This window comes from Leucobacter alluvii (assembly GCF_039530485.1).
Taxonomy (GTDB): Bacteria; Actinomycetota; Actinomycetes; order Actinomycetales; family Microbacteriaceae; genus Leucobacter; species Leucobacter alluvii.
The window spans coordinates 260,269-284,848 of sequence record NZ_BAAAOP010000001.1; the positions used below are offsets into that span (position 1 = coordinate 260,269).

21 protein-coding genes are annotated in these 24,580 nt (G+C 70.8%); 7 read left to right on the forward strand and 14 right to left on the reverse strand.

Translation table 11 applies throughout. From position 1 onward, the window contains the following. Window positions 1-9: 9 nt before the first annotated feature. From ABFX18_RS01205 to ABFX18_RS01220, 4 genes are all read right to left on the reverse strand, one after another. A complete protein-coding gene (locus ABFX18_RS01205; RefSeq protein WP_346057099.1) occupies window positions 10-2,514 on the reverse strand; it encodes a transglutaminase TgpA family protein in 2,505 nt (834 codons plus the stop codon). Next, window positions 2,511-3,632: a DUF58 domain-containing protein gene (locus ABFX18_RS01210; protein WP_346057100.1), complete on the reverse strand. Its 1,122-nt coding sequence runs from the start codon at window positions 3,630-3,632 to the stop codon at window positions 2,511-2,513. Before ABFX18_RS01210 ends, ABFX18_RS01205 begins: the two co-directional genes overlap by 4 nt. Continuing rightward, window positions 3,632-4,624 carry an AAA family ATPase gene (locus ABFX18_RS01215; protein ID WP_346057101.1) on the reverse strand — a complete coding sequence of 331 codons (993 nt, stop codon included), beginning with the start codon at window positions 4,622-4,624 and terminating at the stop codon, window positions 3,632-3,634. The genes ABFX18_RS01210 and ABFX18_RS01215 overlap by 1 nt, the downstream gene beginning before the upstream one ends. A 108-nt stretch (window positions 4,625-4,732) precedes the next feature. Next, window positions 4,733-6,295: a SulP family inorganic anion transporter gene (locus ABFX18_RS01220; protein WP_200331414.1), complete on the reverse strand. Its 1,563-nt coding sequence runs from the start codon at window positions 6,293-6,295 to the stop codon at window positions 4,733-4,735. A gap of 78 nt (window positions 6,296-6,373) precedes the next feature. On the opposite strand from ABFX18_RS01220, the gene ABFX18_RS01225 reads away from it, so the two are divergent. From ABFX18_RS01225 to ABFX18_RS01245, 5 genes are all read left to right on the forward strand, one after another. Continuing rightward, on the forward strand, window positions 6,374-8,674 hold the full coding sequence (locus tag ABFX18_RS01225; RefSeq protein ID WP_090150749.1) for a bifunctional alpha,alpha-trehalose-phosphate synthase (UDP-forming)/trehalose-phosphatase: 2,301 nt from the start codon (window positions 6,374-6,376) through the stop codon (window positions 8,672-8,674). A gap of 179 nt (window positions 8,675-8,853) precedes the next feature. Then, complete coding sequence (locus ABFX18_RS01230; RefSeq protein ID WP_346057102.1) at window positions 8,854-9,327, forward strand: SRPBCC family protein; 474 nt, start codon at window positions 8,854-8,856, stop codon at window positions 9,325-9,327. A gap of 42 nt (window positions 9,328-9,369) precedes the next feature. Beyond that, window positions 9,370-9,603, forward strand: a complete 234-nt coding sequence (locus tag ABFX18_RS01235) for a hypothetical protein (RefSeq protein WP_090150742.1) — start codon at window positions 9,370-9,372, stop codon at window positions 9,601-9,603. A 2-nt stretch (window positions 9,604-9,605) separates the two neighbouring features. Beyond that, window positions 9,606-10,718, forward strand: a complete 1,113-nt coding sequence (locus tag ABFX18_RS01240; protein ID WP_346057103.1) for a carboxylate-amine ligase — start codon at window positions 9,606-9,608, stop codon at window positions 10,716-10,718. After that, window positions 10,715-11,731, forward strand: coding sequence for a DNA topoisomerase IB (locus tag ABFX18_RS01245; RefSeq protein WP_200331418.1), 1,017 nt, complete (start codon window positions 10,715-10,717; stop codon window positions 11,729-11,731). Before ABFX18_RS01240 ends, ABFX18_RS01245 begins: the two co-directional genes overlap by 4 nt. A gap of 24 nt (window positions 11,732-11,755) precedes the next feature. Here the strand turns inward: ABFX18_RS01245 and ABFX18_RS01250 are convergent, their stop codons facing one another. Continuing rightward, a complete protein-coding gene (locus tag ABFX18_RS01250; RefSeq protein ID WP_346057104.1) occupies window positions 11,756-12,895 on the reverse strand; it encodes a DUF2795 domain-containing protein in 1,140 nt (379 codons plus the stop codon). Window positions 12,896-12,918: 23 nt separating this feature from the next. Beyond that, a complete protein-coding gene (locus ABFX18_RS01255; protein WP_346057105.1) occupies window positions 12,919-14,379 on the reverse strand; it encodes a PfkB family carbohydrate kinase in 1,461 nt (486 codons plus the stop codon). Window positions 14,380-14,501: 122 nt separating this feature from the next. Here ABFX18_RS01255 and ABFX18_RS01260 point away from each other — a divergent pair, with 122 nt between their 5' ends. Beyond that, window positions 14,502-15,680, forward strand: a complete 1,179-nt coding sequence (locus ABFX18_RS01260) for a glycosyltransferase family 9 protein (protein ID WP_346057106.1) — start codon at window positions 14,502-14,504, stop codon at window positions 15,678-15,680. Window positions 15,681-15,706: 26 nt separating this feature from the next. Here the strand turns inward: ABFX18_RS01260 and ABFX18_RS01265 are convergent, their stop codons facing one another. The 7 genes from ABFX18_RS01265 to ABFX18_RS01295 form a co-directional block, all read right to left on the reverse strand. Then, entirely contained in the window at window positions 15,707-16,417 is a 711-nt protein-coding gene (locus ABFX18_RS01265) for an SDR family oxidoreductase (RefSeq protein WP_346057107.1), read from the reverse strand. Between the two features lie 66 nt (window positions 16,418-16,483). Then, window positions 16,484-17,839: a D-glycero-beta-D-manno-heptose 1-phosphate adenylyltransferase gene (rfaE2, locus tag ABFX18_RS01270; protein WP_346057108.1), complete on the reverse strand. Its 1,356-nt coding sequence runs from the start codon at window positions 17,837-17,839 to the stop codon at window positions 16,484-16,486. After that, the gene (locus tag ABFX18_RS01275) at window positions 17,836-18,459 is read right to left on the reverse strand and encodes a D-sedoheptulose-7-phosphate isomerase (RefSeq protein WP_200331431.1); all 624 of its coding nucleotides are present in this window, start codon (window positions 18,457-18,459) and stop codon (window positions 17,836-17,838) included. Before ABFX18_RS01275 ends, rfaE2 begins: the two co-directional genes overlap by 4 nt. Further along, on the reverse strand, window positions 18,456-19,724 hold the full coding sequence (locus tag ABFX18_RS01280) for a glycosyltransferase (protein WP_346057109.1): 1,269 nt from the start codon (window positions 19,722-19,724) through the stop codon (window positions 18,456-18,458). Before ABFX18_RS01280 ends, ABFX18_RS01275 begins: the two co-directional genes overlap by 4 nt. Then, complete coding sequence (locus ABFX18_RS01285) at window positions 19,721-20,728, reverse strand: glycosyltransferase (protein ID WP_346057110.1); 1,008 nt, start codon at window positions 20,726-20,728, stop codon at window positions 19,721-19,723. The genes ABFX18_RS01280 and ABFX18_RS01285 overlap by 4 nt, the downstream gene beginning before the upstream one ends. After that, window positions 20,725-21,822, reverse strand: a complete 1,098-nt coding sequence (locus ABFX18_RS01290) for a glycosyltransferase family 9 protein (protein WP_346057111.1) — start codon at window positions 21,820-21,822, stop codon at window positions 20,725-20,727. The genes ABFX18_RS01285 and ABFX18_RS01290 overlap by 4 nt, the downstream gene beginning before the upstream one ends. Then, window positions 21,819-22,367, reverse strand: a complete 549-nt coding sequence (locus tag ABFX18_RS01295) for a D-glycero-alpha-D-manno-heptose-1,7-bisphosphate 7-phosphatase (RefSeq protein WP_346057112.1) — start codon at window positions 22,365-22,367, stop codon at window positions 21,819-21,821. Before ABFX18_RS01295 ends, ABFX18_RS01290 begins: the two co-directional genes overlap by 4 nt. A 142-nt stretch (window positions 22,368-22,509) precedes the next feature. Here ABFX18_RS01295 and ABFX18_RS01300 point away from each other — a divergent pair, with 142 nt between their 5' ends. Continuing rightward, window positions 22,510-23,607 carry a glycosyltransferase family 9 protein gene (locus ABFX18_RS01300; protein WP_346057113.1) on the forward strand — a complete coding sequence of 366 codons (1,098 nt, stop codon included), beginning with the start codon at window positions 22,510-22,512 and terminating at the stop codon, window positions 23,605-23,607. Here the strand turns inward: ABFX18_RS01300 and ABFX18_RS01305 are convergent. After that, window positions 23,539-24,381: a sigma-70 family RNA polymerase sigma factor gene (locus ABFX18_RS01305; protein ID WP_346057114.1), complete on the reverse strand. Its 843-nt coding sequence runs from the start codon at window positions 24,379-24,381 to the stop codon at window positions 23,539-23,541. The two genes, ABFX18_RS01300 and ABFX18_RS01305, sit on opposite strands and share 69 nt — an antisense overlap. Between the last annotated feature and the right edge of the window lie 199 nt (window positions 24,382-24,580).

A 24,580-nucleotide genomic window follows, 5' to 3' on the forward strand; every position in this document is an offset into this window, starting at 1 on the left:
GGCTGCGAATCAGCGTGCTGGTGCCGCTGCTGTCGAGGCGGGCGCACCGAGTCGCCCGCGCAGCACCGACCGCGGCATCCAACGGGCCCTGGCGCGGCGCGCGGGGCCGGCCCCGTCGCGCAACGCCGTGACGGTCGCGTCGAGATCGCGTTCCATATCGGAGCGGCGGTCGGATTCACGACCGGAGTCATCCGCGTCATCCGCGTCATCCGAGACATCCGAGACGTCCGAGACATCCGAGACATCCGCGCCGTCGCTCGGAGCTTCGCCTCTGGGAGAACCCGCGCCATAGCGCTCGGCCGACATCGCTGCGGCGATCCTGCGCGCCGCGAGAGCCGGCGCTCCGGTGAGTACCCCCGCGCGCTCCCAGTGCTCGAGCAGGGCGTCCGAGGTCTGCGCGCGCGGGGCAGCAGCCCCGTCGACCGCGTCGAAGCCGAGATCGGAGGCCGTATCGCGCAACTCCTCCCATGCAGCTGACGCCGGAGCAGTGGCGCTGCGCATCGCGCGCACTCGGCGTCGTCTGCGCCGGCCCCGTCGAGCGGCGGGAACGCTCAGTGCCGCACCGAGGAGCAGCAGTGCTCCGGCTGCGGTCGCGAGCATGCTCGGCAGCGTCGCCGGCGCCGAAGGGCTGCTGTCGGTTTCGGCGCCAGCTGCGGTCGCCTCCGCGGGAGCATCCGGGGTATCCTCGGTCGGTTGGGTGAGATCCGTCGGCTGGTCCGCCGGTGCGGAGGTCGGGTCCGGCGCGTCACTCGGATCCGCGCCCGACGCCCCGTCTCCGTCCGCCAGTGCCCCCGCTCCGCCCGGTGTCGGTTCGAAGGCCACCCAACCGAGGTCATCGACGTAGATCTCCGGCCAGGCATGCAGTTCGCGCCCCAGCACGACCGTCGTCTCGTCGGCCTCCGCGCGGCTCGCGTACCCCACGGCCACGCGGGTCGGTACGCCGAGCTCTCGAGCCATGACGGCGAAGGTCGCGGCGTAGTGCACGCAGAAGCCCTGTCGCGTCTCCAGAAACTCCGTCATGACGGCATAGGGATCGTCGGGGTCGGCGCCCGGCTGATACGGCGCGGCCTCGTCGTAGCTGAACGCTCCGCTGCGGAACCAGTCCTGAAGCGCCCGGCCGACCGCGATCCGGCTCGTTCGCCCGGCGGCCACATCAGCGGCCGCCGAGGACACCGCATCGGGAATCCCATCGGGAAGTGCGAGGTAGGGGGTGATCGGTGCGCCGGCCTCCGGGTCCCGGATCAGGGCGGTTGCGCTCTCCGGCATCGAGGCGAGCCCGTCCGCCGGCAACTGGCCCGCGTCGAGGGGAGCGGCCTCGGCGGTGTAGCGGTACCCGCGCCGGGTGATATCGCGTTCGGTCTGCGCCGTGTTGGACGCCGCCGACCACCACCACCGCTCGGCCTGGAACTCGTCTCCGTCACGGCTCGGATGCACGACGGTGGTGGATTGCGGCAGCGGGAGCCACGAACTCAGCAGCCCGTCGATGGTGATGGTCACCGTGCGCGCGGGCGCGGGCGGTGCCGAATCCGTAGCGGTCGGCGGCAGCTGCGCCGGTGACCGCTCCTCGCTCACGTCGGCGCGATTCGCCGCGAGTTCCTGCTGGGGTCGCCACTGCCCGCCGTCGAACTCTGCGAGCGTCGCGAGCGTGAACCGCAGCGGCCCAGGAGCCGAGCTCGTGAAACTGAACGCTGCGGCGCTGCTGCGCTCCTGGAGATCCTCCGCCAGCGCGAGCGTCACGTCGGGAACCGTTCGCGACACGGGTGAGGGGAAGAGCGAGTCGTTCCACACGCGGTCCTGCGTCGCGGGGGTGATGGCCATCGCGCCGACGGCGAGCGCTCCCGCGAGGAGGCCGGCTCCGATGCCGTGCCACCTCGGTGATCCAGAGCCGACCCACGCGAGGAGGCCCAGCATCAGGAGCGACGCGCTCCACGCGGTGATGCCGATCGAGACTCCGGTGACGGCTGCCGGGACGAGGAGCACGAGTGCGACGAGTGCTCCGGCGAGCAGCGGAGATTCGGTCAGTACGAGCAGCAGGGTCGTCGCCCCTGCGACGAGCAGCACGGTCGCGAGGAGCAGCTCGGTCAGCGGTCCGGAAACGACGAGCGGCGCCGAACCTCCGACGATGCGTACCTGCACCTGCTCGAAGACCGCGGCAGGTTCGATCCACCAGTCGACGGCCCGGCCGCTGGTGACGAGGAGCGCGGCCCATACTCCAAGGCCGGCTGCGAAGCCGGTCATGCCAGCCAGAGCGCCGCGCTTCGGCCGCCCGGCCCGCACGGCGCAGGCGGCCGCGATGGTCGCTCCGATGATGCCGACGGCGGACGGCCACCAGGATCCCCAGACGAACACGCGGGTGAGCGCCGACAGCGCTACGATCCAGAGCAGCAGCAGCAGGCCTCCGGCGATCCACAACCGAGGCGGCGACATGCGATCGTCTGCCGCGACCGTGCCAGGCGGGGCCGCACTCCGCCCGGTTGCGGCCGGCCCGCGGCCCGCGCGCCGCAGCGCACTCATGACGGCTCCCGCACCGGAAGCGCTCGCCAGGCGCCGGGCAGCGCGCCCTGCGCGGCCCCCACTGTGATGAGCGTGCCGCCGGCCCCAGACATCTCGAGAGCGCGCATGAGCCGGCGGTGCACGATCCCGGTGACCACGATCCCGGGGAGCAGCTCCGCCGTCGCCTCGTCCGCGTCGTCGTCGGCCTCGCACCGTGCTGCTGCGAGCGCTCGCAGCAGCACGTCGACGTCTCCGCTGATCGCGGCAGGCTGCCCCGCGCACCGCACCTCGACGACGTGGCCGGAGCGCGCCCAGTGGATGACGATCGCGGCGGCAGCCGAGACGGCGACCTCGAACTCTGCATCCGATCGGTAGGCGTCGGCGTCGCAGTCGACGCGGAGCGCCCGCTCGGAGCGTGTCGCAGGCTCAGGGAGGTTCACGAGCCACTCGCCCTGCCTGGCGCTCTGCTTCCAGTTGATCTGCCGGGAGGCGTCACCACGACGGTACTCGCGGAGCGCGCCTCCGCCGATGCCCCCGTCGCCGATGCCGTTCGCCGCGGTTCCCGCATCACCGCCGAACGACGCGGTCACCTCGGCTTCGAGCAGCTCGGAGAGCCCCGGGAGGGCGCGGGGAAGGACGGTCGCCGGGGCGACGGCGTGCGTCTGCGCGTCGAATCGCACGAGGCCCAGGGGGTCCACGATGCCGACGGCGGTCACGCGCACCTCCTGCGGCCCTCGCGCGCTCGCGTGCCAGTCGAAGACGCCGACGGCATCGGATCCTCGCACCCACCGCAGTGGCATGGAAGCCTGCCGGCCGGCCGCATCCCACACGAGGCGACCCGGCGCCGTCCACGGCAGCCGGTGGGAGACGGTGGCCGTGCACACCACGATCGAGCCGACGAACGGTGCGGGCTCGTCGAGTCGAACCCGCACGTCGAAGCGAGCGAGCAGACCGCTGACCAGGGCGCAGGCGAGTGCGACGACGACGAGTGCTGCGAGCAACCAGGCGAGGTACCAGACATCGCGCAGGCCGATCGCGTACCAGCTCGCCCCGAGCAGACCAGCGCCGAGTGCGCACCCCCAGCCGCGAGGCGTCAGCGTTGCCGACCAGCCCGGGGATTCCGCGCGGCTGTCGCGCATCACCGGAGCGGGGTTCGAGCGACGATCTCCTCGACGATCTCGGTCGCGGCCAGTGCGGCCTCGTCGGCGCGGGCGAACCTGCCGCGCGGCACGAGGCGGTGCGAGAGCACCGTCGTCGCGAGGGCGGCGACATCGTCGGGTGACACGAAGTCGCGCCCGAGCACGGCTGCCCTCGCCCGGCTCATCCGGCTCAGGTGCACGGAGGCGCGCGGGCTGGCGCCGAGCGCGACGCCGCCGTGGCCGCGCGTCGCATTGATGAGGTCGACGATGTAGGCTCCGACCTCCGCGGAGAGGTGCACGCTGGCGACCGCGCGCTGCGCGGCTCGCACCTCCTCCACCGATGCGATGGGCGGGACGACGTCGCGGCGATCCTGATCCGACTTCGCGAGCAGCATGCGCAGCTCGGACGCGGGATCGGGGTACCCGAGCGAGATGCGCGTCATGAAACGGTCGCGTTGCGCCTCCGGGAGCGCGAAGGTCCCCTCCATGTCCTGCGGGTTCTGCGTCGCGACGACGACGAAGAGGTCGGGGAGGCGGTGGGTGCTGCCGTCGACCGTCACCGACCGCTCCTCCATGGCTTCGAGCAGCGCGGACTGCGTTTTCGGCGTGGCCCGGTTCACCTCGTCGCCGATCACGATGTTCGCGAAGATCGGCCCGGGGTGGAACTGGAAGCGACGGCTCTCCTGGTCGTACACCGAGAGGCCGGTCACGTCGGTCGGGAGCATGTCCGATGTGAACTGGATGCGGCGCGCATCGGCGCTGATGGATCGTGCGAGGGCCGTCGCGAGCGTCGTCTTGCCCACTCCCGGAACGTCTTCGAGGAGGAGGTGGCCGCCCGCGAAAACGGTCGTGACCACCGTCTCGATCATCCCTCGCTGACCTTGGATGACCTGCGCGAGCGTATCGCCGATGCGCTGCGCGAGTACGCTCGGAGGCACTGCCTGGGCGGGTGCGGCCGGGACCGGCTCGTGCGACAGTTCGGTCATCGACATGGCGGCCGCCCCTCTTCAGTCCAGTGACAGGCAGCTTGCCACACCACCCCGGGAATTGCCGGGTTGCGCGCATTTCGGCTCGCGGGCAGCGGGAGCCGGGGGAGCGGCCTAGACGCTGCCGCCGAGTTCTCCGGTCAATCGTTCGTGCATGGTGCGGCTGTCTGGGTTCATGCCGACGAACTCGACGGCCGCCCCGTACTGCGCGTACTTGGTCTCGATCGCGTCGAGCGCGGCGACCGTCGACGCATCCCAGACATGCGCCGCGGTCAGGTCGATGACGACGCGCGGGGGGTCGCTGTGGTACTCGAAGAGCGTGGTCAGATCGTTGCTCGATGCGAAGAAGAGCTCGCCCGTGACGGTGTAGTGAGCGATCGCGCCGGCGACACCGTGCTCGTCGCGCAGCTCGCGGCGCACGTCGACCACGCGCGCGACCCTGCGGGCGAAGAGCACCGAGGCGATCAGTACGCCCCCGATCACGCCGATCGCGAGGTTGTGCGTCGCCACCACCAGTGCGACGGTCGCGACCATGACGAGCGTTTCGCTGCGCGGGAGACGGCGCAGCGTGGCCGGCGCGATCGAGTGCCAGTCGAACGCGCCGATCGAGACCATGATCATGACGGCGACGAGCGCGGCCATCGGAATCAGCGCGACGATGTCGCCGAGCGCCACGATCAGCACGAGCAGGAAGACGCCGGCGAGGAACGTCGAGATGCGGGTGCGCGCGCCCGATGCCTTGACGTTGATCATCGTCTGCCCGATGACGGCGCAGCCGCCCATGCCGCCGAAGATGCCCGACATCATGTTCGCGACCCCCTGGCCCCAGCTCTCGCGCGTCTTGTTCGAGTGGGTATCGGTGATCTCGTCCACGAGCTTCGCCGTCATCAGAGACTCCATCAGCCCGACCAGCGCCATCGCGCACGCGAACGGGGCGATGATGGTGAAGGTCTCCCACGTCAGCGGAACGTCCGGGATGAAGAGCTCGGGGAGACTCCGCGGCAGTTCGCCCTGGTCGCCGACGGTCGGGACGGCGATGCGCGCGGAGACGACGACGACGGTGACGGCGATGACCGCGATCAGCGGCGCCGGCACGACCTTCGTGATCCTCGGGAAGACGACGAGGATCGCGATGCCGAGCACGACGAGCGGGTAGACGAGCCACGGCACGCCGATGAGGTGGGGCAGCTGCGACATGAAGACGAGGATCGCCAGAGCGTTCACGAACCCCACCATCACGCTGCGGGGAATGAAGCGCATGAGCTTCGCGACGCCGCAGGCGGCGAGCACGATCTGGAAGACACCGGCGAGGATGACCGTCGCGATGAACATGTCCATGCCGTAGGTGGGAGCCACCGGAGCGATCACGAGCGCCACGGCCCCGGTCGCTGCGGTGACCATCGCCGGCCGGCCGCCCACGAAGGCGATGGTGATGGCCATGATGAACGAGGAGAAGAGGCCGACCTTCGGGTCGACGCCGGCGATGACCGAGAAGGCGATCGCCTCGGGGATCAGGGCGAGAGCGACGACCAACCCGGCGAGGGCCTCCCGCGTCAGCAGGCGCGGCGACCGCAGTGCGGTGAGCACCGAGGGATCGGCGCGGTATCGGACGCGGTCGTCAGTCACTGAGCGGTTCACCCGACCACTGTAATGCCCCGCGGGGTCGGCGGTTTCCATGCCGGCGGAACGCGCGTCAAGGGGGAGCGCGCACGGCGGGCGCTGAGTAGACTTCGGATGAAGCCGCTGGGAGGTGCGATGACCGGAATGCAGGATTTGACCGGAGGGCGCGAGCTCGTGATGGTGTCGAACCGATTGCCCGTTGACCGGGTGGTGGCGGCAGACGGGACGACGTCCTGGCGCACGTCGCCGGGCGGTCTCGTGACGGCCGTCGAGCCGATCGTGGAGCAGCTCGGCTGCGTCTGGGTCGGCTGGGCCGGGAGCGAGGACGAGCACATCGAGCCGTTCGAGATCGGCCGCATGCGGCTCGAGCCCGTCGAGCTCTCGCACGACGATGTCGAGCGCTACTACGAGGGGTTCTCGAACGGCACCCTGTGGCCGCTGTACCACGACGTGATCGCGCCGCCCGAGTATCACCGTCACTGGTGGGACCGGTACGTCAAGGTCAATCGACGCTTCGCCGAACGCGTGGCCGAGACCGCGGCTCAAGGAGCGGTCGCCTGGATCCACGACTACCAGCTGCAGCTCGTACCGGCCATGCTGCGGGAGCTGCGCCCCGATCTCACGATCGGGTTCTTCCTCCACATCCCCTTCCCGCCGCGCGGGCTCTTCGAGCAGCTGCCCTGGCGTCGCAGCATCATCCAAGGGCTGCTCGGGGCGGACGTCATCGGCTTCCAGCGCGTTCCCGACGCGATCAGCTTCCGCACGATCGCCGAGCGCTACACGCACACCCAGGCGCTCGGCAACACGATGGTGCTCCCGGCCACGCCGGATGCCCCGGGGCGCACGGTGCTCGCGCAGGAGTTCCCCATCTCGATCGATGCAGCGGCGTTCGCCGAAGTGGCGCGGCGCCCCGAGACGCAGCAGCGCGCTCGCGAGATCAGGGCCGAACTCGGCGACCCGAAGACGGTGATGCTGGGCGTCGACCGGCTCGACTACACGAAGGGCATTCGTCACCGCCTGAAGGCGTTCGACGAGTTGCTCGCCGACGACGAGATCGATGCATCGAACATCGTGCTCGTGCAGGTGGCGAGCCCGAGCCGCGAGCAGGTCGACGCGTACCGTCAGCTGCGCAACGAGGTCGAGCTCACCGTCGGCCGGCTGAACGGCGAGCGGGGCACGATCGGCCACTCTCCGCTCGTGTACCTGCATCGCGGGTATTCCCGCGAGGAGATGGTGGCGCTGTATCTCGCGGCCGACGTGCTGCTCGTCACGCCGCTGCGCGACGGGATGAACCTCGTGGCGAAGGAGTACGTCGCCTGTCGCGAGGACGAGCAGGGCGTGCTCGTCCTGAGCGAGTTCGCGGGCGCCGCCGATGAGCTGAAGGATGCGCTGCTCGTGAATCCGCACGACATCGAGGGCTTGAAGGCCGCGTTCCTCCGGGCGACGCACATGCCGCAGGAGGAGCAGCGCCGGCGCATGCAGGGGATGCGGCGCGCAGTGCACGACAACGACGTCGAGCACTGGGCCTCCGCGTTCCTCGGGTCGATGACCTCGATCTCCGAGACCCGGGCGACGGCGCAGGCGAATGGCACGGCCGAGGGAGCGACCGGACCGGTCTCGCTGGTGCCGCAGGCGTTCGTCCCGCGCAGCGTCGGTGACCGGCTCCGGCGCATCGCGACGGCGTCATCACTGCTCGTGGCGACCGACTTCGACGGCACGATCGCTCCGATCGTGCCTCGGCCGCAGGACGCGCGGATGCTGCCCAGGGCGCGGCAGGCGCTGGAGATGCTGAGTGCTGCGCCCGGCGTGCGCGTGGCCCTGCTGACCGGGCGCTCGCTGGGCGGGCTGGCCGACACCGGCACCGGCAGCGAGGGGTGGATCGTCTCCGGGTCCCACGGTTCTGAGCTCACGGGATTCGATGTCTCAGGAGTCGTCGGGACGAACGGCTCGGGGGAGCCGACCGATGAGGAATCCGATCGACTCGATCGCATCACCCGGCGTTTCGAGCGCGTGCTCGGGTCCGAGCCCGGCGTGCGCCTCGAGCGCAAGCCGTTCGGCGTCGCCGTGCACACGCGGGAAGTCGCGGACCCAGAGTACGGCCGCGAATTGCTCGCTGCGGCCGTCGAATTCGGCGTCGCGGAGGGGCTGCACGTGCGTGAGGGCAAGCAGGTCCGCGAGTTCTCGGTACGCGCTTCCGACAAGGGAACGGTGCTGCAGACCATTCGCGAGGCGCTTCCGCCGGGGCCGGTGCTCTTCATCGGCGACGACGTCACCGATGAAGACGCGTTCGCGGTGCTCGGTCCCGACGATCTGGGCATCAAAGTCGGCGAGGGGGAGACGGCCGCCACGGGCCGAGTGCCAGACCCGGCTGCCGTCGCGGCGGTGCTCGCGCGCCTCGTCGAGTTGCGCACCGGCATCGTCATCGGCTCCGACTGAGTCGCCTCTCGCCGAGCGCGTGCGAGTACGGCTCGCCTCGGACCGAGCGCGTGCGAATACTGATGGGCGCCTGCGAAATCAACCCCGCTGACAGCATCGGGCGCCGAGCAATACGCTCGTCAGTGAATCGATGATCAACCATGATCGGTTCTTCGACACGACGATAGGAGTGCACCGAGATGAATACTGTCAGCAGCGACATCGATATCGACCTTCCCATCCGCACCGTCTACAACCAGTGGACGCAGTTCGAAGACTTCCCGGCATTCATGGGCGGCGTCGAAGAGGTGAAGCAGGTGGACGAGACCACGTTGAACTGGCGCGTCAAGGTCGCAGGCGTCGAACGCGACTTCCTCGCGAAGATCACGGAGCAGGTCCCGGACGAGCGCGTCGCGTGGAACAGCATCTCCGGACCGTCGCACGCTGGTGTCGTCACCTTCCATCGACTCGATGAGAACAAGACGCGAGTGCGTCTGCAGCTCGACTGGGAGCCAGAGGGCTTCGTCGAGCACGCAGGCGCTGCACTGCAGCTCGACGACGCTCAGGTCGGCAAAGACCTGAAGGAATTCGCCCGTCTGCTCGAATCGAATGGATTCGAATCGGGTGCGTGGCGCGGCTCGGTCGCTCGACCGAGCGACGGCAACGCCGTCTGAGCCCGCACCGCAGCACAGCACCACCGAAGGAAGGGGACGGCCATGGCCGAAATCTGGGAGCCAACGGATGAGATCGACGGGGACGAGGACCTCACGGTGACCGATCACCGCGATGAGGATCGCCCGCTCGTGTCGGCAGATGACGAGCAAGCGGTGGAGGTGACGACCGACGATCCCCGAGAAGCGCTCGAAGAACTCGGCGAGGATGTCGCATCCTCTCCCGCGCGTCGCGCGGAAGACACCGAGACCGACCTCGACGCCGGAGAGGCCGTCTGAGCGTGGGAACTGCCGAGACCGAGACCCGCAGCTTCGGCGTCGAGGAGGAGTTCCTCCTGCTCGACGCCGAAACGGGCGCCCCCATCGATCGCGCAGCGCAGATCGTGGAGCGGCGGCCGGAGCTGCGCCGCGAGGCGGACCGCGAGTTCTTCTCCAGCCAACTCGAAACCGCGTCACCGGTCTGCACGGAAGCGCGCCAGGCCGACGAGGCGCTGCGCAGCTTCCGCTCCATCGCGGGCGCTGCTGCGGCGGATGTGGGGGCAGTGCTCGCGGGCACCGGCCTGCCACCGGTCGGGGGAGAGCACGAGGGCTCGGTCACCCCGAAGGCCAGATACCGCGAGATCAGATCCGAGTTGCGGGCCGCTGCGGCGCATCAGTACGTCACCGGAACGCACGTGCATGTGTCGGTGCCGTCGCGCGACGCCGGCGTAGCCGCCCTCCGGGGGCTGGCTCGCTGGGCTCCGGCACTGCTCGCGATCTCGGCGAACTCACCCATCTGGTGCGGTGAGGAGACGGGGCTCGCGAGTTGGCGCCATATCAAGAGCATGGCGTGGCCGCTCGCCGGGTACCCGCCGGAGTTCTCGTCGGGGGCTGAGTACGAGCGGACGGTCGCCAGCCTCGTCGACACGGGCATTCTGATCGATCCGGGCATCGTCACCTGGGTCGCGCGTCTCTCGGAGCGATTCCCGACGATCGAGCTGCGCATCGCCGACGCGCAGCTCGAGCCGGAAGGAGCCGTCTCGTTCGCGCTGCTCGTGCGAGGACTCGTCGACCGCATCCTCGACGACGCGGAGCACGGCCGCGAGGAGGAGCGCGTCACTCCCGGTCTGGTGAACGGAGCGATCTGGATGGCCGCGCGGGATGGACTCTCCTCCGCGATCATCGACCCGGTGCGCGGGACCGCGCATCCGGCGGCCGCGGTCCTCGACGAGATGTTCGGGTTCGCCGAGCGATCGCTGGAGCGCTTCGGCGACGCCCAGCGCGTCGAGCAGTATCTCGGCGATCTCCGCACGTTCGGCGGCCCGGCGCAGCGGCAGCTCGCGAGCTTTCGCGAGGGCGGCGTCTCCGGGCTGCTCGACCTCTACCGTGCATCCGGGGTGCAGGAGCGCCGATGAGCGGATCGGGCCGTCGCGGCGGTCGTGGGGGCCCGATCACTCGGGAAGTCGACGGGGATGGCTTCGTCTATCGGCGAGACGGTCGCCGTGTGACCGCCGCGAAGGAGATCGCCCGGATCGAGTCGCTCGCGATCCCTCCGGCGTGGACGGATGTGCGCATCGCGCGCGGGCCGTCCGCCAAGGTGCTCGCCAGAGGCATCGACGCTGCCGGGCGCACGCAGATGATCTACCACCCGCGGTTCCGACAGCGTCGCGAGCGGGAGAAGTTCGCCCGCCTGGGCAGGTTCGGCACCGCTCTTCCGAAGCTGCGCGCCCGCGTTGACCGAGATCTGCGTCGCAAACGCCTCGGAAGAGAACGCGTCGTCGCGTGCGTGATCCGGCTCATCGACCTCGAGTTCTTCCGCGTCGGCAATGAGGAGTACGCAGCGAAGCACGGCAGTTACGGCGTGACGACGCTCCGGGAGGAGCACATCGAGGCCACCGGGAGCTCGGTGCGGTTCGATTTCGTCGGCAAGAGCGGAAAACGGCATGCGCGCCGAGTGGCGGATCCGAGAATCGCGCGACTGATCGCGCGGCTCGAAGAGCTTCCCGGTGACGAGGTCTTCCGCTTCTTCGAAGACACGGGAGTGTCGCGCCAGGTGCGGAGCAAGCACGTGAACGCGTATGTGAAGCGCGTGATGGGCGAAGAGTTCACGGCGAAGGATTTTCGCACGTGGGGCGGCAGTCGGATGGCCCTCTCGTCGCTCCTCGAGCACGACGAAGATGCGTTTCGCACTCAGAAGCGCGCTGCGGCTGCCGTCAGGGACGCGGTCCGCGCCGCGGCGGAGCGGCTCGGCAACACTCCAGCGGTCACGAAATCCTCGTACATCGACCCGAGAGTGCTCGGGCTGGCGGAGGACGCCGCAGCTCGGGAGCGCTTGCGAACGGCCCGCGAGAAGATGAAGCCCCAGGCGCACTTGAGCGTCGACGAGCAGTGCCTGCTCGCCCTGCTGGCCCGCCGGGCGCCGCGCTGAGCGCGGGCCCGCCGGGACAGGCCGTCAGTCGCTCAGCGCTTCGCTCAGCGCTTCGCTGACCGCGGTGGGCGAATCGTAGGTCTGGTCGGGAAGACCCTCGAGGGCCTGCACCACCTCATCCGATGCTCCGGAGTTCCGTGCTGCGTCGACGAGTGCCGACCGGTCGGCGGGGTAGTCGACTCCTCCGAGGGATCGCTGCACCTCGATGGGGTTGTTCGATGCTGACATGTCGTCTCCTTTCTTCTGGGGCTCGGGCCGGGAGGATCCCGACTCCGGGAACAGCTCGTCGCTCGCCTCGATGCGGCGGTCGACGATGGACGTGGGCGCTTCGAGGTGCACCGCGCCGCTCGGCAGGATGCCGGCGCCGCCGCAACGCTCCATGACCCGCCATTGCGCCACGCGGTCCTCGCCCACGTGGTGCTCGGGCAGCTCGCGCCAGAAGGAGAAGCCGCCGGCTGCTCGGAGGGCCGCGGTATCGAAGAGCACGCACGCTCCGATCCACGCCACGCGGTAGGCGAGGCGGTCGTCGTCCTGCAGTTCGAGACGGGCCGCGAGATGAGCGAGATTCGCCGCGTTGTGCAGCGGCCAGCGCTCGTGCTCCGGGGTATCGGGGCGCACGTACTCGGGGCGCACGCCGGAAGGCGGCCACGGTTCGAACGCGCTCAGCTCGTCCGGCCTCGGGTCGTCGAGAAACGAGAGCCCCTGCACGGCGTACCCGACGAACCCGCAGCGCTGCTCCGAGAGGGACGCGTCGAGTCTCGACAGGGAGCCGGGCTCCAACCACACGTCATCGTCGAGATAGAGCACCCGCGGCGCGGCCGCGCAGCTCAGCAGGAAGTCGCGCTGCTCCGCCAACCCGCGGCGGGGCAGGTGGCGGTGCACCTCGACGGCGCGGCCCTGCGCCCGAAGCACGCGGATCATCGCGCTCACGGCGGGAACCTGCTCGACGGGCTCCTCGGACTGGTCGCTGACGACGACGCGGAACGCCGGGTTGTCCTGCGCCGCGAGCCCCGAGAGCGTGACGGCGAGCTCTGGCCCTCGATCGGCGGTCGGGATCAGCACGTCGATCTCGATCGTCGGCTGGGCCGCAGGGCGCGCCCAGTGCGCAGCGCCGCGCCGGCTGAGGCGCGCGCGCCTCCGGTGCGTCTGCACGTTCCGGTGCACAGCATTCCTCCGTTCCAACATGGTCATGCTTCGGCCGTCGTACGCAGCCGGTCGATGAGTTCGGTGGTCGAATGATCGGGGACGTAATCGAGGATCACGACCTCCCCGCCCATGCGACGCATCTCCGCGGCCTCCTCCAGCATCTCGGGAGTGTAATCGCCGCCTTTCGCGTACACGTCCGGACGCAGCTCGCGGATGGTCGCGCACGCCGTCTCATCGTCGAACACCGTGACGTAGTCGACGCAGGACAGCTCTGACAGCACATTCGCCCGGTCCCGGATGCCGTTCACCGGCCGCCCAGGGCCCTTCACGCGCCGCGCGGAATCGTCGCTGTTCAACGCGACGACGAGCACATCGCCGAGACGACGGGCCTGCTTCAACGACGCCGTGTGCCCACGGTGGAGCACGTCGAAGCATCCGTTCGTGAACACGATGCGCGCTCCGGCGTTGCGATGCGCGTCCAGGCGCCGTGCGAGTTCTGCGACGGAGATCTGCGGATCCGGTGCGGCCGTCGCACGGAGTTCGAGCTCGTCGAGGGAGCACCGGCAGGTGCCCGTGCGCTCGACGGCGATGTCTGCGGCGAGCTGTGCGAGGTCGACGGCGGCGGAGAGCTCGCAATCAGCTGCGCGTGCGACGGCGAGGGCGGAGACGAACACGTCGCCCGCTCCCGACGCTTGCTGCTCCGGGGCCGCGTGGGCCCGCGTTCGATGCGGCCGGGCGCCGTCCGTCAGCAGCACGGTGCCCGTTCGGTCGAGCGTGACCACCACCGACCGGGCCCCGCTCCGGCTGCGGAGAGCCTCGCCCGCATCGATGGCCGCCCCGACGCGTGCCTCACCCGAGCCCAGCGGCCTGCCGAGCAGCCGCTCGGTCTCGCCGGCGTTCGGGGTGATCACGTCGGGCCGGAGCGCGGACCAGCGCGCAGGGTCGTGCGCGTCGATGATGAGGAGCGCCGCTCGCGGCAGCTCGGCGAGTTCGGCGATCATCGCGTCGTCGAGCAGGGCCGCGCCGTAGTCGCAGATCACGAGTGCATCGCACTGGGTCACCGCCTCGCGCAACTCGGCAACGAGCCGGTGCCGCACGCGTTCCGGCCACGGTTCGCGCTGCGTGTCGTCGAGTCTGAGGAGCACATGATCCGCGACCGACACGCGCGCCTTCGTCGTGGTGCGCGCTCCGTCGACGCACTGCAGCGCGGAGACGTCGACGTGCGCGTCGCGCAGGCCCTCGCGGAGGCGATCGCCGGGCTCGTCCGCGCCGATGGCGCCGAAGGCCAGCACGTCCGCCCCGAGCGCGGCCAGATTGCGCGCCGTGTTCGCGGCGCCGCCGGGAAGGTCTCGGGCGCCGGCGAGTTCGACGACGGGCGCTGGAGCCTCGCGGGCGACGCGGTCGACGGTGCCGTGCCACCATCGATCGAGCAAGAAATCGCCGAGCACCGCGATGCGGGGCCGGCGCGCCCGAATGCGAGCGGTGCTGTCGAGCGTGTTCATCACGACCGCCTTTCCTGGGGAACGATGACCGGTCCGTTTGAAACCGGGGCGAAGCGGGCAGAAGAAGAGCAGGCGCGTTGCGCGCCGGATACCGGACACGTCATCGCGAGATGGAGGAACACATGCCGCACGACCCGTACCGCACCTCGGAGGGCGCCGACCACGCTGCAGGGCCAGCGGTGATCCCGAGGAGACCGATCGTCGGTGCGCTGCGCGAGAAGATCGACGGGGTGCGGAAGATCGCAGTGCTGCGCGGCGGCGGTATCGGGGATCTGCTGTTCGCGCTCCCGGCCATCACGGCCCTCGCGTCCGCCTACCCGGAAGCCGAGATCACGCTGCTCGGCACGCCGGCGGCGCGACTGCTCGACGGCCGCGTCGGCGCACCGCACCGCATCGTGCGACTGCCCGTGGCGGAGGGCGTTTACGAACCGAGCGGGGCAGCGGTCGACCCGGAGGCGCTGCGACGCTTCATCGCCGAGCAGCGCGGAGCCGGCTACGACCTCGCCGCTCAGGTGCACGGAGGAGGCCGCTTCTCGAATCCGTTCGTGGCCGGTCTCGGCGCCCGGTGCACGATCGGCACGCGCACCGATGATGCGCTCGCGCTCGAGCGGTCGCTGCCGTACGTCTACTACCAGCACGAGGTGATGCGATGGCTCGAGGTCGCCGCGCTGGCGGGCGCTGCCCCCGTCGATCTCGAACCGCGTGTGATCGTCGCGCCCGAAGACGTGGAGCTCGGCCGAGCCCGCCTGGGCGAAGCCGACGGCCCGATCGTGGTCGTGCACCCCGGGGCGACCGATCCGCGGCGCCGCTGGCCCGTCGAACGCTTCGGCGCGGTCGCGGCGGAGCTGTCGCGCTCCGGCGCGGGGGTCGCGGTGATCGGCGACGCCTCCGAGCAGCGGCTCGCGGACGACTTCGTCCGTGCGGCTGTCGCAGCCGGAGCTGCTGCCGCACCGCTGAATCTCGCGGGGAAGCTCTCGTTCGACGAACTTCCCGGTGTGCTCGCCTCGGCCGACCTCTGCCTGGCCAACGACAGCGGCCCCCGGCACCTCGCCCAGGCGGTCGGAACGTCGACCGCGTCCGTCTTCTGGTGCGGAAACCTGCTCAACGCCGGCCCGATGGGGCGGGGGGAGCACCGGGTGCAGCTGTCGTGGACCACGAACTGCCCGGTGTGCGGCCGCGACAGCACCCAGGTGGGATGGACGGCGCCGAGATGCGAGCACGATGACTCGTTCGTCGCCGATGTCAGCACGGAAGCGGTGCTGGCCGACGCCCGAGCACTGCTCGCGGAGCGCGCGCGCTGAGGGTCGCGCGCGCTCCGGCCACCGGGCTACGGCCATGACGGCTCGTCCTCCGGTGCGATCACGAGCTCGCGAACCTCGGATCGCGGTGGCTGCTGCAGGGCGAAGAGCACGGCTCTGGCGACGTTGGCCGGATCGTTGAGTTGCGCGTCGGCAGCCGGCCGGTACTGCTCGGGTCGATCGTCGAAGAACGACGTCTGCATCCCGGCGGGAATCAACGTGGTCACGCCGAGACGACCCGCGGTCTCTGCGGCGAGCGCTCGCGAGAAACCGAGCACCCCGAACTTCGAGGCGCAATAGGCCGTCGCCTCGGGGAGCGCGCGGAGTGCGAGCGAAGACGCGATCGTCACGACGCGGCCGTGGCCGCGCTCGAGGTGCGGCAGCGCCGCGCGGACCGTCGATACGGTGCCGAGCAGATTCACGCCGATCACGCGCTCCCACTCGGTCGCGTCCACGTCTTCGAGCCGACCGCACCGGTCGATGCCGGCGGCGGTGACGACGGCGTCGATGCCGCCGAGCTCTTCGGCGATGGCGGCGACGGCGTACTCCACCTGCGCGCGGTCGGAGACGTCGGCCGCCTGCGCGACCGCGCGATCGTGCCAGGCGCTGACGTCGAGATCGATGATGGCCGGGGTGCCTCCCGCCTCAGCGACGGCGTGCGCCACGGCGGCGCCGAGCCCGGAACTCCCGCCGGTGATGAGGACGCGGCCGAGCGGGGAGGGAGTGGTGGAGAGGGTCATCGAGGGTCCTTTCTCAGGTGGGACGAGGTGAGCAGTGCGCGACGCAGGGCCGCGCGGGGGATCGTGTCAGCCGACGCGGGCGATGGCCTCAGCAAGGGCCGTGGTCGACCGGCCGAGATGATAGGGAAGCGTGAGGACCCGCCCGCCCCAGGACTCGACGAGCGCGGCTTCGGGGAGGGCCTGGGCGCTGTAGTCGCCGCCTTTGACCCAGACGTCGGGCCGCAGGCGGTCGAGCACGGCCTGGGGGTCGTCCTCGGCGAACACCACGACGGCGTCGACGCAGCTCAGCGCCGTCAGCAGCTCCACCCGATCCTGCTCGCTGATGAGCGGACGCTCATCGCCCTTGAGACGGCGGACCGATTCGTCGGAGTTCAGGCACACGATCAGGCAGTCTCCGAGTCCGCGCGCGGCTGCGAGCGTGCGCACATGCCCCGCGTGCAGCAGATCGAAGCATCCGCCCGTCGCGACGACGGTGCCGCCCGAACTCCGCACCTGCTCGGCGATCGCGAAGGCGTCGGCGCCCGCAGTACGCGCACGTGGAAGCCCGGTTGCGCCGAGCGCTGCGACGCCTCCCGACGACAGGAAATCGCCGGCGGCGTCGACCGCGCTCCGCACCGCGTCGGGGAGGGAGTCGCCGGCGGCGAGGGCGAGGAGTGCCGAGGCGGCGAAACGATCTCCGGCTCCGCAGGCGTCGGCGGCGTCGACGGGACGTGCGGGGATGAGGGCCGGAGCGTGATCGGCGTCGAGCAGCAGCGCGCCTTCTGAGCCGAGCGTGACGACGACCGCCGCGCACCCCCAGCGCTCTCGCAGGCGCGCGGCGGCACCGGCTGCAGACGCGGCGTCGGCGGAGGTGCCGGCGGCCTTCGCGGCCTCTGAGAGGTTGGGCGTCACGAGGCTCGCAGAGGGAACCGGATCGGCGCCCCGCGGATGCGGGTCCCAGACGAGCGGTACGCGCGACCCCCGTCGATGCAGGGCGACACGGATTTCAGGGTGCGCCGTGAGCGCACGGCCGTAGTCGGAGACGATGATCGCGTCCGCCTCGCCGATGGCGCCGAGCATCTCCCGGGTGATGTGGGGCAGCACGGGATCGCCGCAGCCGTCGTCGATGCGGGCGACGGGCTGGCCAGCCGCGCGCAGTCGTGTCTTCACCGGGGTGGGGGCTGGCAGCAGCCCGGCGACCAGGTGGATGCCGTCGAGGTGGGCGCGGAGCCGCTCCGCCGGTTCGTCCGAGGAGAGCGCGGTCACGAGCGTGACGTCGTGCCCGTCGTGCTGCAGCAGGCGTGCGACGAGCCCTGCGCCCCCCGCGCGGGAGCGGCGCGTCTGCACGTCGACCACTGGGACCGGGGCGTCGGGTTGGAAGCGTTCCGCGACGCCGTCGATGTCCTCGTCGAGGAGCGTGTCTCCGACAATGACGATCTTCATGATTGGGGCTCCGTTCCCACGCAGGCGTCGAACACTTCGCACATCGCATGGATCGCCGCGAGCTGGCACTCCTGCACATGGGGTGACGCGCCGTCCAAGCAGATCGCATCGTCGCAGAGGCGCGCCAGTGGATTCGGTCCCGGCCCGGTGAGCGCCCAGCTCGTCGCGCCCGACTCCTCTGCCGCGCGCGCGGCCTCGAGCAGGTTCGGGCTGCCTCCGCTGGTCGAGAGCAGCAGCACGATGTCTCCGGCTCTTGCGTGCGCCCGCACCTGACGTGCGAACACCTGGTCGAATCCGTAGTCGTTGCCGATCGCGGTGATGCTCGACGTCTCGGCGTGCAGCGAGATCGCAGAGTAGGCGGCGCGGTCATCGCGATAGCGACCGACGAGCTCAGCGGTGAGGTGCTGAGCCTCGGCGGCCGAGCCGCCGTTGCCGCCGACCAGCAGGCGTCTGCCCGCGCGGAGTCGGGTCGCGAGCTCGACGCCCCATGCCTCGAGGTGGGTCGCGTGCCGGCGAGCCTGAGCGAGAGCTTGCGCGAGCGCGTCGAAGTGGTCGGTGACGGCGTTCGCCGTCGATCGCTCGGCGGCGATCGGCGCCTGGGTGAGCGTTGGGGTGGTCATAGTGCGGCCTCCGCGAATTGTGCGCTCGAAGCGCGGTCGGTGCGTTGTCTGGTGTGCTGCAGTGCGCGTTCGTAGATGCGCTCGGTGCGAGCGGCGACGCGCTCCCAGCTGTATCTGGCTTCGACGCGCATGCGCCCCGCCGCCCCGAGCGTCGCGGCGAAGGCGGGATCGGCACGGAGCCGGGCGAATGCATCGGCGACGGCCGGTGCGTCTTGCGGCGGCACGAGCAGCCCGGTCACTCCGTCGACCACCGTGTCTCCCAGGCCGCCGACGTTCGCGGCGACGACCGGTGTGCCGCAGGCCATGCTCTCGAGGGGAACGATGCCGAACGGCTCGTACCAGGGGGTGCAGACGACGGCGTCGGCCTCGCGGATCAGTGCCGGGACGTCATCGCGCGGCACGCGGCCCAGGAATCGCACCTGATCCGAGACGCCGAGTGATTCGGCGAGCGCCGTGAGGCGGACCGTCTCGGCGTCGGGTCCGGATTCGCCAGCGGGCGCATCCCCGGTTCCGACGATGTGCAGCTCGACGTCGTCGATTCCCTGCTCATGCAGCAGACCGACTGCGCGGATGGCGATGTCGACGCCCTTCCGCGGGACGAGACGCCCGAGACTGAGCACGCGGAAGGTCGCTCCTCGAGCGGCGGCGCGGCCGGTGTTCTGGAACATGCCGAGGTCGACGCCGCACGGAGCGATCTCGATGCGGTCTTCCGGGACGCCGAGGAGCCGCAGTTCTGCGACCTCGTCCGGGCACGTGGCGATCACTGTAGCTGCACGCTGGCCCACGAGCGGCTCGAGCCGCGCGCGTTCGGCCGGGCTCGTATCGGCAGCGCCCTGGTACCGTCGCTTCACCGAGCCGAGCGCATGGAAGGTGTGCAGCACTGGCGGATGGCCCGTGCCCCGCTCGGCTGCGGCGTCGAGGGCGGCGATGCCCGACATCCAGAAGTGACTGTGCACGACGTCGGGGCGGTCGAAGCGCCACGCAGCTGCGAGCCCAGCTGAGAGGGCCGGGAGGTGCGGGAGGAGGTCGTCCTTCGGCACGTGGCGCTGCGGGCCCGCGGTGAGATGCACGACTTCGACTCCCGGGCACAGGGGCACGCGCGTCGGGGTGGTCGGGTCATCCCTGCGCGTGAACACGGTGACCCGGTGGCCGCGCTCCGCGAGCGCCCGTGACAGCGCGGCGACGTGCACGTTCTGGCCGCCGGCATCCACGCTGCCCGGAGTGGCGAGGGGATTGGCGTGCTCGGACACCATGGCGATCTTCACGATGAAGCTCCTTCGGTGATCAGGTGGGGGGCGTCTACGCGCGCCCGGGCGCGACGGGTGTGGGCATCACGGGTGTCGGCCAGGACCGCGTCCCAGTCATCCAGGAAGCGTCGGAGGCCGTACCGCGCGATCGCGGCTTCTCGCGCGACGGCACCGCGTCGATGCGCCTCGTCGGGATCGAGGAGCAGCAGGTCGGCGGTCGCGACCAGTTCTGCCGGATCCGCCGAGCGGGCCCCGGCCTCGGGCGGCACGGCGCGCGCAGCTTCGGTGGCGTCGAGCACGAGCACCGGCATGCCGAGGAACATCGCCTCGAGCAACGAGAGTCCGAGGGACGTCCACCGCATCGGATGCACGTAGGCCCGACGCTGGGCGAGTTCCGCGTGCAGTCGCTCCGTCGGCAGATCTCCGACGACGCGGAGACGGTCCGGCCCCAGATCGAGTGCGGCCGGCAGACGGTCGGTGGCGATCCCGAAGCAGTCCAGCCGCCCGGCACTCGCGAATGCGGGCAGCAGGTCGGTGCCCGTGACTCGCCCGCGCCGCACTGGTTCGTTGATCACGACGCCGAGCGCTTCGACGGCTCCCGTGTACTGCTGACCCGGGTCGGGGATGCCGTGCTCGATGACGACCGTCGGTGCCGAGCCGCAGTCCCAGATGAGGCGGTTGAAGTGCGTGACGTGCACGACCGGGATGTCGGTGCGATCGCTCAGGAAGTGGCGCTCTGCCACCGGCGAGCGCTTCGGGGTGTTGTGCTCGACGAACACGGCCGGAACGTCTCGGACGGGGCGCCGCCCGAGCAGCGACTCGGCCCACTCGAGCTCTTCGATGCGTTGCAGCACGACGAGGTCGACGTCGACGTCGGCGAGTTCGGCCGCCTCGATTCGACGGGCGTGCGGGGGGAGCGGCGGCATGTCGCGCCCCGGCTCCGCCGGCACGAGATACTCGTGCGAACCGCTCAGGAACGCCTGCATCCAGCCGCCGTGCAGGTACCACACCAAAATCTTCATCGTCGTCCTTCCTGTACGCCCTGCGCGCGCGGAACTGCGCGCGCGGGCTGTGCGTGATGAGCGCGATCTCGGTCGCGTCCGAGTGGTTCGAGCTCCTCGATCGCCGCGAGCACCGCTGCAGGTGCCACACCGGCGAGGCAGGGGTGCCCCGCGACGGGGCAGTCACGGGCGCGCGAATCCTTGCAGGGTGCGAGCTGGTCGCCCAGCAGCCGCACGGGGACTCCGTGCGGCGCCCATTTCACGGCTGGGACCACCGGTGAGAACAGGCTCACCACGGGAGTGCCGACCGCAGCTGCCAGATGCGCCGGTCCGCTGTTTCCCGATACCAGCACGTCCGCACCCGCGAGCACGCCTGCCAGCTCCAGCGTCGAGCACGCTCCCGCGAGGTCGATCGCCTCCGGCGCCTCCGCGCGGATGCGTCCGGTGAGATCCGCCTCCCCGGCGCTCCCCGTCAGCACCACCTGACGTCCGGTCTGGCCGAGCAACTGAGCGAGGCGTGCGAAGTGGAGAACGGGCCACCGCCTGGCCGCCACCGCTGCGCCGGCATGCAGCGCGACGTACGGCGCGCCGCCTGTGAACGCCCGGGTGTCAGGCGTCGGCACGACCGCGAGACGCCCGTCGTCCATGCTCGGGTACCCGGCGGCCTCCGCGATCGCGAGAGCGCGCTCCGGCTCAGGGATGTCTTCGCGAAGATCCTCACCGGGGCGCAGTCGCACGTCGAGCAAGGACCCGGGGTGGTCGACGGAGGCGCCCGTGATGCGTTCCACTCCCGCAAGTCGCAGCAGGAGCGCCAGGGGGAGCGGCGACTGGTGGAACGAGGTGAGAATGACCGCCGCTGCGGCGCCGGTATCGCGCACGCTCGCGATGAGCTGCTCGGCGTGCTCCCGGCTCACCTCGCGCCAGGGCTCCGAGATCCACGGCGCCTCCCAGACGATGGTGCGGCTGACGCCCGGCAGCAGAGCCGCTCCGCCGGCACCCAACGGCCCGCACAGCATGACGACCTCTGCCTGGTGCGCGACAGCGCGAACCGCCGGGCCCGAGATGAGCACGTCGCCCATGCTGTCGAGCCTGGCGACGAGCACCGGCGCGCTCATCGATCCGCTCCCGACCTGTTGCCGAGCGCGATCTCCACCGCTTCCGCGATCGTCTCGGCGACCGTCGTCGCGTCGTCGCGCTCCTGCTGCAGCGTGAGACGAGTCGGTACGAGGATGCCGCGCGCACCCGCAGCTTCTGCCGCATCCACGTCGGCGCCGATATCGCCGATCATCACGACGTTCTCAGCAGCCACCCCGAGCTCAGCGGCAGCCGACACGATCATTCCCGGCCTCGGCTTGCGGCAGTCGCACGCGTCGCGCGGGGCGTGCGGGCAGATGCGCCAGACGTCGAACGGGCCGAGCAACTGCTCGACGCGTTCGTTCACGCGACGCACCTGTTCCTCGCTCAGCAGCCCGCGAGCGATGCCCGACTGATTGCTGATGACGCCGACGGGAATCCCGGCCGCCCGCACCCGATCGACCGCGGCGCGGGCCGACGGCATCGGGCGCACGGCCTCGGGGTCGCCGTTGTACGGAACGTCGACGATGAGGGTGTCATCGCGATCGAACAGCACGGCGTGCACGGGTACTGCGGGTTCAGTCATACCTCCCTCATTCCCCGAAGGAGCAGGAGTAAACGCAGAGCCCGACCCCTTGCGCCGCGCCCCGGTGTGCGGTAGTCCAGTGGTGGGTGCTCTGCGCAGACGAGGCGATCTCGGGGCGGCGCGCACGAGAGGGGAACCACATATGACTCGACGGCATCGTCCTGTGCTGCTCGTACTGCGAACGCTCAAACTGGGAGACCTGCTCGTCGCGGTTCCTGCGCTCCGCGCTCTCCGACGCGCGTTTCCGGAGCATCGGATCGTGCTCGCGGCGCCCGGCTGGCTGTCGCCGATCGTCAGACTCGTCGACGCCGTCGATGAACTCCTCCCGACACCCGGCCTCGATGATCCGCTGCCGCTCGAACCCGGCAGCGTCGATATCGCGGTGAACCTGCACGGGAACGGGCCGGAGAGCCGGGCGGTCATCGACGCGCTCGAACCGCGTCGGCGCATCGTGCACCGTTTGCCGGATGACCCCGTCATCTACGACGAGGCGGCGCCAGCCTGGGTGGACGGGATGCTCGAACGGGAGCGCTGGGTGCGCTTGGTCTCGGCCTTCGGGGCGGCGGGAGACCCGGATGAGGTGCGCATCGCGGTGCCGGAGGCGGTGCCGCCCGTGACGGGAGCGGTCGTCGTGCACGTCGGCGCGTTCTACGGTTCGCGGCAGTGGCCCGTCGACCGCTTCGCCGAGGTGGCGCGGGCCCTGCGTGCGGACGGGCGCCGCGTCGTCGTGACGGGCGATGAGCGGGACCGTCCGCGGGCCGTCGCCGTCGCCGAGGCGGCCGGGTTGACGGATGACGATGTGCTCGCCGGGAGGATCGGCCTGGCTGAATTCGCGGCAGTCATCGCGCGCGCGCCGCTCGTCGTGACGGCCGACACGGGAGCGGGTCATCTCGCCTCCGCGTACGGGGTGCCGTCGGTGGTGATCTTCGGCCCTGCGCCGCCGGAGGAGTGGGGGCCGCCTCCAGGCCCGCACGTGGTGCTGACCGACGCCGCGGTGCGCAGGGGCGAAGCATTCGCCACGGAGCCGGATCCCGCGCTCCTCGCGGTGACGGCCGGAGCCGTCGTCTCGGCGGCGCGCGGCGTCATGCTCCCGCCCGAGCCTCGGTCGACGCTCGATGCTGCGCCCTCCGCCGGTTCCGCGGCGGAACCAGGAGCCCGGCGCGCGGCGGCGTCAGGCGCGAGCGACGTCGGTGTTGAGCGCAGCGCGCAAGCGCTGCAAGATGCTCGCCAGGAGTCGTGACACCTGCATCTGGCTGACGCCGCACTCGAGCGCGATCTCGGATTGGGTGAGCTGCTCCTCGAATCGCAACCGCACGATGCGACGCTCCTCCGAGGTGAGAGTGCGCGTCGCTCGTTCCAGCGTCAGCGCGAGGTCGGTTCTCGCGTACTCGGACTCCCGATAGGGCAGGGAGTCCGCGAGCGTGAGGTCGTCCGAGCCGCCGGGGATGGGAGTGTGCAGCGAGATCGCCTGACGGGCGGAGTGGCACTGCACCGCTTCGGCCACCAGCGCCAGTGGGCGGTGCAGCACTTCGGCGAGCTCCGCCACCCGGGGCGCGCGCCCGAGTTCATGCTCGAGTACTTCGCGCACCGCAGGCACCTCGATCGCGAGCTCCTGGAGACGTCGCGGGGGCCTCACGAACCACGACGTGTCGCGCAGATACTGCTTGATCTCCCCGGCGATGGTGGGCACGGCGAACGATACGAGGTCGTCTCCGAGATCCGAGTCGAAGCGCTCGACGGCCTTCGCGAGCCCGATGCACGCGACCTGGCGGAGATCTGCCGCATCCTGCTGGCGCACGCGGTATCGGCGCGCGATGGAGTGCGCCAGATCGAGATATTCGACCACGACCCGCTGATGCAATCGCCGTCGCCCTGCAGGGTCGGCCCGCCGCGCAGCGGCGAGGAGGGCGATCGCGTGCGCGTTGCGCGCAGCGTCTGCTGCTGCTCGGTCGGCGCGTCCGCCCGGAGCGACGGGTGCAGGGGATGCTGCGAACGCCGGGTTCGGTGCGAGCATGGGCCTCCTCCAATGAGAGCGGTCGGTGGTGAGTGACCGACGCGGTGTGCCGGGCGCACGCGGTGCGGCCCGAACGGGTACAGCTACCGCTCCAGGATCGCCACGGGTCCCAGCGACGGGCAGCGCCTTGCATCCGAGCCGAACTTCACCTAACATCGGCCGCCCGCGCCTCGACGGGTGCGAGGATGCGGCGGACGGC

Coding starts and splice junctions, on each gene's coding strand:
- ABFX18_RS01265 (WP_346057107.1), bottom strand. CDS start 16,417: ATGACCCTCTCCACCACTCCCTCCCCGCTCGGCCGCGTCCTCATCACC.
- ABFX18_RS01235 (WP_090150742.1), top strand. CDS start 9,370: ATGGCCGAAATCTGGGAGCCAACGGATGAGATCGACGGGGACGAGGAC.
- ABFX18_RS01205 (WP_346057099.1), bottom strand. CDS start 2,514: ATGAGTGCGCTGCGGCGCGCGGGCCGCGGGCCGGCCGCAACCGGGCGG.
- ABFX18_RS01255 (WP_346057105.1), bottom strand. CDS start 14,379: ATGAACACGCTCGACAGCACCGCTCGCATTCGGGCGCGCCGGCCCCGC.
- ABFX18_RS01285 (WP_346057110.1), bottom strand. CDS start 20,728: ATGAAGATTTTGGTGTGGTACCTGCACGGCGGCTGGATGCAGGCGTTC.
- ABFX18_RS01260 (WP_346057106.1), top strand. CDS start 14,502: ATGCCGCACGACCCGTACCGCACCTCGGAGGGCGCCGACCACGCTGCA.
- ABFX18_RS01245 (WP_200331418.1), top strand. CDS start 10,715: ATGAGCGGATCGGGCCGTCGCGGCGGTCGTGGGGGCCCGATCACTCGG.
- ABFX18_RS01230 (WP_346057102.1), top strand. CDS start 8,854: ATGAATACTGTCAGCAGCGACATCGATATCGACCTTCCCATCCGCACC.
- ABFX18_RS01295 (WP_346057112.1), bottom strand. CDS start 22,367: ATGACTGAACCCGCAGTACCCGTGCACGCCGTGCTGTTCGATCGCGAT.
- ABFX18_RS01225 (WP_090150749.1), top strand. CDS start 6,374: ATGACCGGAATGCAGGATTTGACCGGAGGGCGCGAGCTCGTGATGGTG.
- ABFX18_RS01305 (WP_346057114.1), bottom strand. CDS start 24,381: ATGCTCGCACCGAACCCGGCGTTCGCAGCATCCCCTGCACCCGTCGCT.
- ABFX18_RS01215 (WP_346057101.1), bottom strand. CDS start 4,624: ATGTCGATGACCGAACTGTCGCACGAGCCGGTCCCGGCCGCACCCGCC.
- ABFX18_RS01220 (WP_200331414.1), bottom strand. CDS start 6,295: ATGGAAACCGCCGACCCCGCGGGGCATTACAGTGGTCGGGTGAACCGC.
- rfaE2 (WP_346057108.1), bottom strand. CDS start 17,839: ATGAAGATCGTCATTGTCGGAGACACGCTCCTCGACGAGGACATCGAC.
- ABFX18_RS01210 (WP_346057100.1), bottom strand. CDS start 3,632: ATGCGCGACAGCCGCGCGGAATCCCCGGGCTGGTCGGCAACGCTGACG.
- ABFX18_RS01300 (WP_346057113.1), top strand. CDS start 22,510: ATGACTCGACGGCATCGTCCTGTGCTGCTCGTACTGCGAACGCTCAAA.
- ABFX18_RS01290 (WP_346057111.1), bottom strand. CDS start 21,822: ATGAGCGCGCCGGTGCTCGTCGCCAGGCTCGACAGCATGGGCGACGTG.
- ABFX18_RS01275 (WP_200331431.1), bottom strand. CDS start 18,459: ATGACCACCCCAACGCTCACCCAGGCGCCGATCGCCGCCGAGCGATCG.